The sequence below is a fragment of the Streptococcus sp. KHUD_015 genome (genome assembly GCF_051106265.1).
Lineage (GTDB): Bacteria > Bacillota > Bacilli > Lactobacillales > Streptococcaceae > Streptococcus.
In genome coordinates, this window is sequence record NZ_CP193665.1 from 543,605 (window position 1) to 555,378 (window position 11,774).

Annotated in this window: 13 protein-coding genes and 2 pseudogenes; 14 read left to right on the forward strand and 1 reads right to left on the reverse strand. The window is 40.8% G+C overall.

Annotation, left to right across the window (positions count from 1 at the left end; genetic code table 11):
- Positions 1-19: 19 nt before the first annotated feature.
- The 14 genes and pseudogenes from ACORHU_RS02550 (at position 20) to lytC (ending at position 11,313) form a co-directional block, all read left to right on the forward strand.
- Positions 20-598: a uracil-DNA glycosylase family protein gene (locus ACORHU_RS02550; RefSeq protein ID WP_434364691.1), complete on the forward strand. Its 579-nt coding sequence runs from the start codon at positions 20-22 to the stop codon at positions 596-598.
- 3 nt (positions 599-601) lie between these two features.
- Entirely contained in the window at positions 602-796 is a 195-nt protein-coding gene (locus ACORHU_RS02555; RefSeq protein WP_125422938.1) for a hypothetical protein, read from the forward strand.
- A gap of 53 nt (positions 797-849) precedes the next feature.
- A complete protein-coding gene (locus ACORHU_RS02560; protein ID WP_434364692.1) occupies positions 850-1,137 on the forward strand; it encodes a rhodanese-like domain-containing protein in 288 nt (95 codons plus the stop codon).
- Positions 1,138-1,413: 276 nt separating this feature from the next.
- Positions 1,414-2,739, forward strand: a complete 1,326-nt coding sequence (gene brnQ, locus ACORHU_RS02565) for a branched-chain amino acid transport system II carrier protein (RefSeq protein WP_247939324.1) — start codon at positions 1,414-1,416, stop codon at positions 2,737-2,739.
- 97 nt (positions 2,740-2,836) lie between these two features.
- Positions 2,837-3,874, forward strand: a complete 1,038-nt coding sequence (locus ACORHU_RS02570) for a M42 family metallopeptidase (protein WP_434364693.1) — start codon at positions 2,837-2,839, stop codon at positions 3,872-3,874.
- A gap of 1 nt (position 3,875) precedes the next feature.
- A pseudogene (locus ACORHU_RS02575) lies at positions 3,876-4,346 on the forward strand (HIT family protein).
- 2 nt (positions 4,347-4,348) lie between these two features.
- A complete protein-coding gene (ldcB, locus tag ACORHU_RS02580; RefSeq protein ID WP_000747769.1) occupies positions 4,349-5,065 on the forward strand; it encodes an LD-carboxypeptidase LdcB/DacB in 717 nt (238 codons plus the stop codon).
- 121 nt (positions 5,066-5,186) lie between these two features.
- Positions 5,187-5,612, forward strand: coding sequence for a 50S ribosomal protein L11 (gene rplK, locus ACORHU_RS02585; protein ID WP_001085809.1), 426 nt, complete (start codon positions 5,187-5,189; stop codon positions 5,610-5,612).
- A gap of 96 nt (positions 5,613-5,708) precedes the next feature.
- Positions 5,709-6,398, forward strand: coding sequence for a 50S ribosomal protein L1 (rplA, locus tag ACORHU_RS02590; protein WP_001085672.1), 690 nt, complete (start codon positions 5,709-5,711; stop codon positions 6,396-6,398).
- A gap of 185 nt (positions 6,399-6,583) precedes the next feature.
- The gene (locus tag ACORHU_RS02595; protein ID WP_001049318.1) at positions 6,584-7,096 is read left to right on the forward strand and encodes an adenine phosphoribosyltransferase; all 513 of its coding nucleotides are present in this window, start codon (positions 6,584-6,586) and stop codon (positions 7,094-7,096) included.
- A 182-nt stretch (positions 7,097-7,278) separates the two neighbouring features.
- Positions 7,279-8,223, forward strand: coding sequence for a homoserine O-acetyltransferase MetA (gene metA, locus ACORHU_RS02600; protein ID WP_434364694.1), 945 nt, complete (start codon positions 7,279-7,281; stop codon positions 8,221-8,223).
- A gap of 8 nt (positions 8,224-8,231) precedes the next feature.
- Positions 8,232-8,909: a DnaD domain-containing protein gene (locus ACORHU_RS02605; protein WP_049534075.1), complete on the forward strand. Its 678-nt coding sequence runs from the start codon at positions 8,232-8,234 to the stop codon at positions 8,907-8,909.
- Between the two features lie 97 nt (positions 8,910-9,006).
- Positions 9,007-9,765 (forward strand): triose-phosphate isomerase, encoded by a 759-nt coding sequence (tpiA, locus tag ACORHU_RS02610; protein ID WP_000087893.1) that lies wholly within the window; start codon positions 9,007-9,009, stop codon positions 9,763-9,765.
- Between the two features lie 33 nt (positions 9,766-9,798).
- Positions 9,799-11,313 carry a choline binding-anchored murein hydrolase LytC gene (gene lytC / locus ACORHU_RS02615; protein WP_434364695.1) on the forward strand — a complete coding sequence of 505 codons (1,515 nt, stop codon included), beginning with the start codon at positions 9,799-9,801 and terminating at the stop codon, positions 11,311-11,313.
- 241 nt (positions 11,314-11,554) lie between these two features.
- Here lytC and ACORHU_RS02620 read toward each other — a convergent pair.
- A pseudogene (locus ACORHU_RS02620) lies at positions 11,555-11,650 on the reverse strand (IS5/IS1182 family transposase); the annotation flags it as partial.
- Positions 11,651-11,774 lie beyond the last annotated feature (124 nt).

An 11,774-nucleotide genomic window follows, 5' to 3' on the forward strand; every position in this document is an offset into this window, starting at 1 on the left:
CTTTTTGGAGGGAAAATAGATGTCTCAAATCGAAAGAATCAAGCAGGCTATTATGGTGGATCCGCAGAATGCCAGCTATACAGAGCGTGGCATTGAACCTCTCTTTGCGGCGCCAAAGACTGCTCGCATCAATATTATCGGTCAAGCGCCTGGTCTTAAAACCCAAGAGGCAGGCCTTTATTGGAAAGATAAGAGTGGCGATCGCTTGCGAGATTGGCTCGGTGTGGATGAAGATACCTTTTACAATTCAGGCTATTTTGCTGTTCTGCCTATGGATTTCTACTTTCCAGGGCATGGCAAGTCAGGTGATCTGCCACCGAGAACTGGCTTTGCCGAAAAATGGCATCCTCAGCTCTTGCAAGAATTACCAGATATTCAGTTAACTCTCTTGATTGGGCAATATGCCCAAGCCTACTATTTACAGGAGAAAGTCAGTGGCAAGGTAACAGAACGGGTAAAACATTACCAGAACTACTTGCCAACCTATTTTCCACTAGTTCACCCTTCACCACGAAATCAAATCTGGATGGCCAAAAACCCTTGGTTTGAGTCAGAAGTGGTGCCAGATTTGAAAAAAAGAATTAAAACAATTTTATAGTCAATGAAAATCAAAGAACAAACTAGGAAGCTAGCCGCAGGCTGCTCAAAGTACAGCTTTGAGGTTCTGGATGGAACTGACGAAGTCAGCTCAAAACACTGTTTTGAGGTTGTGGATAAAACTGACGAAGTCAGCTCAAAGCACTGCTTTGAGGTTGCAGATAAAACTGACGAAGTCAGTTACATATACGCACGGTAAGGCGACGCTGACGTGGTTTGAAGAGATTTTCGAAGAGTATTAGGAGAAAAAGAATGAAAGAAATAACCTTTGACGCATTTTACCAGCTTTACCAAAACGACCAACTTTCTCTCGTGGATGTGAGAGAAGTGGATGAGTTTGAAGCTCTTCATTTAGAAGGTGCTCACAACCTACCTCTTAGTCAATTAGCTGATAATTATGATCAGTTGGACAAGGACCAGTTGCATTATGTTATTTGTAAAGCTGGAATGAGATCAGCGCGTGCTTGCCAATTCCTATCAGAACAAGGTTATGAAGTTGTCAATGTTCAAGGTGGCATGATGGCCTTTGAAGAACTTTAATACTCAATGAAAATCAAAGAGCAAACTAGGAAGCTAGCCGCAGGCTGTACTTGAGTACGGCAAGGTGAAGCTGACGTGGTTTGAAGAGATTTTCGAAGAGTATAAACATTAGAATTTTCTTCTACTTGGAGTGGACTGGGTAGGAGAATTTTATTTTTAGATAATTCTAATTTTTAAGAATCTTGAAAACATTCAATATTTACTTCATGAAGCTTTTTTCATACTCCTATTCATGATATACTAGGTCAGTATTTTATAAATATGAAGGAGATTTTCATGGCTAAAAAAGGTGCCCTAACAGGTTTGCTCCTGTTTGGAATATTTTTTGGTGCGGGAAACTTGATTTTTCCGCCTTCTCTAGGTGCTCTATCTGGAGAACATTTTCTTCCTGCCATCGCAGGTTTTGTCTTTTCAGGTGTCGGTATCGCCGTCTTGACTCTGATTATTGGAACGCTAAATCCTAAAGGATATATCTACGAGATTTCAACAAAGATAGCGCCTTGGTTTGCGACTCTTTACCTCTCAGTTCTTTACTTGTCAATCGGTCCATTCTTTGCTATCCCACGTACAGCTACAACAGCTTACGAAGTAGGGATTAGCCCTCTTTTGTCGGATGCAAATAAAGGTCTTGGTTTGATTGTCTTTACTATTCTGTATTTTGCAGCAGCCTATTTAATTTCGCTTAATCCATCTAAAATCTTGGACCGTATCGGCCGTATTTTAACACCAGTCTTTGCAATCTTGATTGTCATCTTGGTTGTTCTAGGAGCTTTCAAATACGGTGGAACAAGTCCTCAAGCTGCGTCGGCAGCTTATCAAGCTTCTGCCTTTGGGACAGGTTTCCTAGAAGGTTATAATACCTTGGATGCCCTTGCTTCTGTTGCCTTCAGTGTAATCGCAGTTCAAACCTTGAAACAACTTGGATTTTCAAGTAAGAAAGAATACATTTCGACTATTTGGGTTGTTGGTATCGTTGTTGCCCTTGCCTTCAGCGCTCTTTACATCGGTTTAGGTTTCCTTGGAAATCATTTCCCAGTACCAGCTGAAGCGATGAAAGGTGGAACACCAGGTGTTTACATCTTGTCACAAGCCACTCAAGAAATCTTTGGCTCAACAGCTCAACTCTTCCTTGCAGCTATGGTTACCGTAACCTGCTTCACAACAACAGTTGGTCTGATTGTGTCAACAGCTGAGTTCTTTAATGAGCGTTTCCCACAAATCAGCTACAAGGTTTATGCGACAGCCTTTACTTTGATTGGATTTGCCATTGCTAATTTAGGTCTTGATGCGATTATCAAGTACTCCATTCCAGTACTAGTTATCTTGTACCCAATCACGATTGCCATCGTCATGATTGTCATTGTGAATAAATTTGTGGCTCTTTCAAAACCAGGTATGCAGTTGACAATTGCTGTGGTTACAGCTATTGCCATTGCAAGCGTACTAGGAAGCTCGTTTAAGGTTGAGTTTCTTGCAAACCTTGTTAACGCTCTTCCTTTTGCTAAAGCATCTCTCCCATGGTTGGTGCCAGCCATTGTCGGAATCTTGCTCTCATTGGTTCTACCAAACAAGCAAGAAAGCGATGTTTTTGAAATGGAATAATCACTAAAATCACTTTTGTAGCCAAGTCTACAGGAGTGATTTTCTTTTTTTATCCGATGATAAATGTGTTATAATAGGTAGCAAAAGAGGTGAAGAAATGAATCAAACAGTAGAATATATCAAAGAACTGACAGCCATTGCGTCGCCAACGGGTTTTACTCGTGAAATTTCGGACTATTTAGTCAAGACTTTAGAAGGTTTTGGTTACCAGCCGGTTCGCACAACCAAGGGTGGTGTCAATGTGACCATCAAAGGTCAAAATGATGAAGAACACCGCTATGTGACTGCCCATGTGGATACGCTTGGTGCCATTGTCCGCGCTGTCAAACCAGACGGCCGTCTCAAATTGGACCGTATCGGTGGTTTTCCTTGGAATATGATTGAAGGAGAAAACTGTACCGTTCATGTGGCTAGTACAGATCAAAAGCTATCAGGCACCATCCTCATCCACCAAACTTCTTGCCATGTCTACAAGGATGCAGGAACTGCAGAACGCACCCAGGACAATATGGAAGTGCGTTTGGATGCAAAAGTGACCAATGAAAAAGAAACTCGTGCCTTGGGGATTGAGGTTGGTGATTTTATCAGCTTTGACCCACGAACTGTTGTGACAGAGACAGGATTTATCAAGTCTCGTCATTTGGACGATAAGGTCAGCGCAGCGATTTTGCTTAACCTACTTCGCATTTATAAGGAAGAGAAGATTGAGTTGCCTGTAACAACCCATTTTGCTTTTTCAGTTTTTGAAGAAGTAGGACACGGTGCCAACTCTAATATCCCTGCTCAGGTAGTGGAATATCTGGCTGTGGATATGGGAGCTATGGGAGATGACCAGCAAACAGATGAATATACAGTGTCTATCTGTGTCAAGGATGCTTCAGGACCTTATCACTATGACTTCCGTCAACATTTGGTTGCCTTGGCTAAAGAGCAAGATATTCCATTTAAGCTGGACATCTATCCATTTTATGGTTCGGACGCTTCGGCAGCTATGTCTGCAGGTGCAGAAGTCAAACACGCCCTTCTCGGTGCTGGTATCGAGTCTAGCCATTCATATGAACGCACTCATATTGACTCGGTGGTCGCAACAGAGCGTATGGTTGATGCTTACCTTAAGAGCGGGTTGGTAGACTAATATGTGCCTTATTTGCCAGAGAATTGAGCTCATTAAAGCTGGGGACAATCCTTACTTTGTCAAAGAGTTGGAAACAGGCTATCTTGTGATTGGAGATCACCAGTATTTTTCAGGCTATAGTCTCTTTCTAGCCAAGGAACACGTCACGGAATTGCACCATTTAGAAAAGGAAATGAGACTCCGTTTTCTAGAGGAAATGAGTCTAGTCTAAGAGGCAGTTGCTAAGGTCTTCTCTGCTGAGAAAATGAATATCGAACGTCTAGGCAATGGCGATGCCCACCTCCACTGGCATCTGTTTCCTAGACGAAGAGGTGATATGAATGGTTACGGTCTCAAGGGACGTGGTCCAGTTTGGTGGGTTCCCTTTGAAGAAATGACCTCAGAAACATGTCAAGCAAAACCGGATGAGATTAAACAATTAGTCAAACGTTTATCGTCAGAAGTAGATAAATTATTAGAAATAAAGGAGTAGAAATGAAAAAAAGATATCTTGTCTTGACAGCCTTGCTAGCCTTGAGTTTAGCAGCTTGTTCACAGGAAAAAACAAAAAATGAAGATGGAGCGGCTAAAACAGAACAAACAGCCAAAGCTGATGGAGCAGTCGGCAGTAAATCTCAGGGAGCTTCCCAGAAAAAAGCAGAAGTGGTCAATAAAGGTGACTACTACAGCATCCAAGGGAAATACGATGAAATCATCGTAGCAAATAAACATTATCCTTTGTCGAAAGACTATAATCCAGGGGAAAATCCAACAGCCAAGGCAGAGCTGGTCAAACTCATCAAAGCGATGCAAGAGGCAGGTTTCCCAATCAGCGACCATTACAGTGGTTTTAGAAGTTATGAAACTCAGACTAAGCTCTATCAAGATTATGTCAATCAAGATGGGAAAGAAGCTGCCGACCGTTATTCTGCCCGTCCTGGCTATAGCGAACACCAAACTGGCTTGGCCTTTGATGTGATTGGGACAAATGGTGATTTGGTAACAGAAGAAAAAGCAGCCCAATGGCTCCTGGACCATGCAGCTGATTATGGTTTTGTTGTCCGTTATCTCAAAGGCAAGGAAAAGGAAACAGGCTATATGGCTGAAGAATGGCACCTTCGTTATGTCGGAAAAGAAGCTAAAGAAATTGCTGAGAGTGGTCTCAGTTTGGAAGAATACTACGGCTTTGAAGGCGGAGATTACGTTGATTAAAAATAAACTTTTCTCTTGCAATTCTAGATAAATAGTGTATAATAGATGGGTATGTGAAAAGCATACTTGTGGGAGGTAAAAATATTTAATTACCGCCAAAACCACAAAGGAGGATTTAAAAATGGCTAAAAAAGTCGAAAAACTTGTAAAATTGCAAATCCCTGCTGGTAAAGCTACACCAGCTCCACCGGTTGGACCTGCTCTTGGTCAAGCTGGTATCAACATCATGGGATTCACAAAAGAGTTCAACGCTCGTACTGCTGACCAAGCTGGTATGATCATTCCAGTTGTTATCTCAGTATACGAAGACAAATCATTTACTTTCGTTACAAAAACACCACCAGCTGCTGTTCTTTTGAAAAAAGCTGCAGGTGTTGAAAAAGGATCAGGGACACCTAACAAAACTAAAGTTGCTACAGTTACTCGTGCGCAAGTACAAGAAATTGCAGAAACTAAGATGCCAGATTTGAACGCAGCAAACGTAGAGTCTGCAATGCGTATGATCGAAGGTACTGCTCGTTCTATGGGATTCACTGTTGTTGACTAATCAATAACATCCCTATATAACCCGCAAGACTTCATCATTTCGAGAAGTGACGTGGGAGATGAAAATCGATTGAACCACTTACAAGGAGAATAGAAAATGGCTAAAAAAAGCAAACAACTTCGTGCTGCTCTTGAGAAGATCGACAGCACAAAAGCATACAGCGTTGAAGAAGCTGTAGCTCTTGCAAAAGAAACTAACTTTGCAAAATTCGATGCAACTGTAGAAGTTGCTTACAACTTGAACATTGACGTTAAAAAAGCTGACCAACAAATCCGTGGAGCAATGGTATTGCCAAACGGTACTGGTAAAACAGCTCGCGTTCTTGTATTTGCACGTGGTGCAAAAGCTGAAGAAGCAAAAGCTGCTGGTGCAGACTTCGTTGGTGAAGACGACCTTGTTGCTAAAATCAACGACGGTTGGTTGGACTTCGACGTAGTTATCGCAACACCTGACATGATGGCTCTTGTTGGACGTCTTGGACGTGTCCTTGGACCACGTAACTTGATGCCAAACCCTAAAACTGGTACTGTAACAATGGATGTTGCTAAAGCAGTTGAAGAGTCTAAAGGTGGTAAAATCACTTACCGTGCGGACCGTGCAGGTATCGTACAAGCGATCATCGGTAAAGTTTCATTTGAAGCTGACAAGTTGGTTGAAAACTTCAAAGCATTTAACGAAACAATCCAAAAAGCTAAACCAGCTACTGCTAAAGGAACTTACGTAACAAGCTTGACAATCACAACTACTCAAGGTGTTGGTATCAAGGTTGACGTTAACTCACTTTAATCAGTAGTTTATATCAGAGGACGAGTACGAAAGTGCTCGTTTTTGTATGTAAGTTATAGTCTCTATAAAATGGTTGTCTTATTTGGCTTATAGGGTGAGGAGCAAATGAAATACTGTTTTCTCTTCCTTCTTTACTAGAAAATATGGTATAATAGGGAGTAAAAAACTTTGAAAGAAAGAAAAAGATGAATTTAAAAGATTACATTGCAACAATTGAAAATTATCCTAAGGAAGGTATTACTTTCCGTGATATCAGTCCTTTGATGGCTGATGGAAATGCTTATAGCTATGCTGTTCGTGAAATCGTTCAATATGCTACTGACAAGAAAATTGATATGATCGTAGGACCTGAGGCTCGTGGATTTATCGTGGGTTGTCCTGTTGCTTTTGAGTTGGGAATTGGTTTTGCGCCTGTTCGTAAGCCAGGAAAATTGCCACGCGAAGTCATTTCTGCTGACTATGAAAAAGAGTACGGTGTTGATACCTTGACTATGCACGCGGATGCCATCAAGCCAGGTCAACGTGTTCTTATTGTAGATGACCTCTTAGCAACAGGTGGAACTGTTAAGGCAACCATCGAGATGATTGAAAAACTTGGCGGTGTTGTGGCAGGTTGTGCCTTCCTTGTTGAATTGGATGAATTGAACGGCCGTGAAAAAATTGGTGACTACGATTACAAAGTTCTTATGCATTATTAATGAAAAACAGTCCCTAGGGCTGTTTTCTCTACATTAGGATATAAAAATAGACTATAGCTAGTTAGAGAAAAACTATAATTGAAAACTATATCTTCTTGCAGTATAATAAAGGGACTAAGTGTTTGAGATTTGGCTTCAAATACATGCAATTATTCCTGAAAGAGTACAGTTAGGAGAGGGTTATGCCGATTCGAATTGATAAAAAATTACCAGCTGTTGAGATTTTACGGACAGAGAATATCTTTGTCATGGATGATCAACGTGCGGCCCACCAAGATATCCGTCCCTTGAAGATTTTAATTTTAAATCTCATGCCACAGAAAATGGTCACTGAAACCCAGTTGTTGCGCCATTTGGCTAATACGCCCCTGCAACTGGATATTGATTTTCTCTATATGGAGAGCCATCGTTCTAAAACGACTCGTTCAGAGCACATGGAGACCTTTTATAAAACTTTTCCTGAAGTCAAGGATGGGTATTTTGATGGGATGATTATTACTGGGGCCCCAGTTGAGCATTTACCATTTGAGGAAGTGGACTATTGGGAGGAATTTAGTCGGGTGCTTGAGTGGTCCAAGACCCATGTTTATTCGACCCTTCATATCTGTTGGGGCGCTCAGGCTGGTCTTTATCTACGCTATGGAGTGGAAAAACACCAGATGGACAGTAAGTTATCGGGTATCTATCCTCAGGACACCCTAAAAGAGGGTCACCTTCTTTTTAGAGGCTTTGATGATAGCTACGTTTCCCCTCATTCACGGCACACGGAGATTTCTAAGGAAGAGGTCTTAAACAAAACTAATCTCGAGATTTTATCAGAGGGTCCTCAGGTTGGGGTTTCGATTTTGGCCAGTCGGGATTTACGAGAAATTTATAGTTTTGGGCATTTGGAATATGACCGTGATACCTTGGCAAAAGAGTATTTTAGGGATCGTGATGCAGGTTTAGATCCTCATATTCCAGAAAATTACTTTAAGGATGATGATGTCAACCAGACACCTTGTCTTTGTTGGTCTTCATCAGCAGCCCTCTTTTTCAGTAACTGGGTAAACTATGCGGTCTATCAGGAAACACCTTTTGACTGGAGAAAGATAGAAGATGATGCATCTGCATATGGGTATTTATAAGAGGAATTATGACATATTTAGACGCTTTTAAATCAGGGAACTTGGTTTTACCGAGTGCCCTGCTCTTGCATTTTAAGGAACTCTTTCCTTCTAGCGACGATTTTCTGGTTTGGCAATTTTTCTATTTGCAAAATACGACAGGTTTGGAAGAAATGTCGCCAAGCCAGATTGCTGACAGGATTGGCAAGGAAATTTCGGATGTCAATCAGGCTATTTCCAATCTGACAGAGAGGGGACTGCTTCAGTATCGAACCATCGAATTGAATGGTGAAATCGAATTGCTTTTTGATGCTAGCTTGGCTTTGGAACGTTTGGATGACTTGCTTGGAGTTGCTCATTCAAGTTCAGACCAGTTGACACCTCAAAATCAGCTCAAGGATTTGGTAGAAACCTTCCAGCAGGAGTTGGGACGCTTGTTGACACCTTTTGAGATTGAGGATTTGACTAAGACACTAAAGGAAGATGGAACCAGTGCTGACTTGATTAAGGAAGCTCTTCGTGAAGCTGTTTTGAATGGGAAACCAAACTGGAAGTACATTCAGGCTATTTTGAGAAACTGGCGCCATGAAGGTATCAAAAGTGTGGCTCAAATTGAGGCTAAGCGGGCAGAGAGAGAAGCAAGCAATCCTCAGTTGACACAGGTATCTGCAGATTTCAGAAATGCTATGGATCTCTGGAAGGATTAATCCATGTCAGCAGGCTTGAAATTTGAGTAAGATTTGCAAGCTGTGTCTAATTGTGATAAAATAAATAGAAAATAAATTGAAAAAAGAGGTATGTGAAATGTCACGTAAACCATTTATCGCTGGTAACTGGAAAATGAACAAAAATCCAGAAGAAGCTAAAGCATTCGTTGAAGCAGTTGCATCAAAACTTCCTTCATCAGATCTTGTTGAAGCAGGTATCGCAGCTCCAGCTCTTGATTTGACAACTGTTCTTGCTGCTGCAAAAGGTTCAAACCTTAAAGTTGCTGCTCAAAACTGCTACTTTGAAAATGCAGGTGCTTTCACTGGTGAAACAAGCCCACAAGTTTTGAAAGAAATCGGTACTGACTACGTTGTTATCGGTCACTCAGAACGCCGTGACTACTTCCATGAAACTGACGAAGATATTAATAAAAAAGCAAAAGCAATCTTTGCAAACGGTATGCTTCCAATCATCTGTTGTGGTGAGTCACTTGAAACTTACGAAGCTGGTAAAGCTGCTGAATTCGTAGGTGCTCAAGTATCTGCTGCATTGGCTGGATTGACTGCTGAACAAGTTGCTGCATCAGTTATCGCTTACGAGCCAATCTGGGCTATCGGTACTGGTAAATCAGCTTCACAAGACGACGCACAAAAAATGTGTAAAGTTGTTCGTGACGTTGTAGCTGCTGACTTCGGTCAAGAAGTTGCAGACAAGGTTCGTGTTCAATACGGTGGTTCTGTTAAACCTGAAAACGTTGCTTCATACATGGCTTGCCCAGACGTTGACGGTGCCCTTGTAGGTGGTGCGTCACTTGAAGCAGAAAGCTTCTTGGCTTTGCTTGACTTTGTAAAATAATCAGTAGCAAAAGCTAGGTGGAACAGCATTCAGATGTCTGTTCCATTTTTTATAGGAGAGAAAAGATTGAAAACAAAGATTGGAAAAATTGGATTAGCAAGTCTCTGTTTACTCGGGTTGGCAACTAACCATGTCGCTGCGAATGAAACCGAAGTTTCAAAAACTTCGCAGGATACAACGACAGTTTCAAGTAGTTCAGAGCAACATCAGTCTTCTAATAAAACTCAAACGAGCGAAGGAGTAAAAACCAATTCGTCTGCCCACTGGGATGGGGATTATTATGTAAAGGCTGATGGTTCTAAAGCCAAGAGTGAGTGGATTTTTGATAACTACTATAAGGCTTGGTTTTATATTAAGTCAGACGGTCGTTATGCTCAAAATGAGTGGCAGGGTAATTACTACTTGAAATCAGGCGGTTATATGGCCAAAAATGAATGGGTTTATGATAATGCCTATAAGAATTGGTTTTACCTGAAGTCCGATGGTTCTTATGCTAATCAAGAATGGCACGCTGTTGGAGATAAATGGCACTATTTTAAAAAGTGGGGTTATTTAGCTAAAAACCAATGGCAGGGAACTTATTTCTTAAATGATCAAGGTGCCATGATGAAAAATGAATGGCTTTATGATCCAGCCTATTCGTCTTACTTCTATCTTAAGTCCGATGGTTCTTATGCAAATCAAGAGTGGCAAAAGGTAGACGGAAAGTGGTATTATTTCAAGAAGTGGGGTTACATGGCTAAAGATGAGTGGCAGGGTAACTACTATTTGACAGAAAGTGGTGCTATGGCGACTGGTGAATTAATCATGGATGATACTCGCTATACTTTTGCCGATTCAGGGGAACTGAAAGAAAAGAAAGCCTTGAATGTTGGTTGGGTTTATCGAAATGGCCACCGTTACTTCTTTAACCATCGTGAAGAACAAGTTGGGACTGATCAAGTTAAAAAGGTCATCGATGTCAGTGAGCACAATGGCCGTATTACTGACTGGCAAAAGGTTATCCAGGAAAACGGGGTTGATGGTGTTATTGTTCGTTTGGGTTATAGCGGTGTAGAAGATAAGGAATTGGCTTATAATATCAAGGAGTTAAACCGTCTTGGAATTCCTTATGGGGTTTACCTCTATACTTATGCTGAAAATGAGACTGATGCTGAGAATGATGCAAAACAAACTATTGAACTCTTGAAGAAATACAATATGAACTTGTCTTATCCTATCTACTATGATGTTGAGAACTGGGAATATGTCAATAAAACCAAGAGAGCTTCAAGTGATACTGGAATCTGGGTCAAGATTATCAATAAGTATATGGCAATAATGAAGCAGGCTGGTTATCAAAATGTGAAAGTTTATAGCTATCGTCAACTCTTGCAAACTCGTTTGAACCATCCAGATATTTTACAACATGTCAACTGGGTTGCAGCCTATACGGATGCGCTTGATTGGAATAATCCTCATTATTCAGGTTCAAAAGGTTGGCAATATACTTCATCTGAATACTTAAAAGGAATCCGAGGTCGTGTTGATGTCAGTGTTTGGTATTAAGATGTAGGTTTAAGAAAGTGAGGTTTCAAGTTAACTAACTAAAAGAAATTTTACTATCTACTTGTAGTCAAAGTATTTTATGCTACCTATTGATACAATTTTTTATGACGGAGATTTCGATATAGAGATCTTTGTCAACTGTAAAAATATTGGAAGCTGGGAAAAACTGGCCTCCAAACATAAAATAAGCGAGTATTTCCACACTTGGAGATGCTCGTTTTCTAATAGACTTTCTGCGAAACTAAAGTCCTAGTTCACCGTTGATAATGCCAGCAATCAAATTCATTCGTAATCCAAACTTTTTGTGTCGATTTCGATAGGTTGTTGAAAACAATTGAGTATAACAATTCTTAATCGTCTTCAAAGCTTACATAAGCATGATTTATACTGGCTCTTGTTTCAAAAAGAAGAATCTCTAACACTTTTTTAATATAATATGCTTTGATTTTTCTGTTTATTCA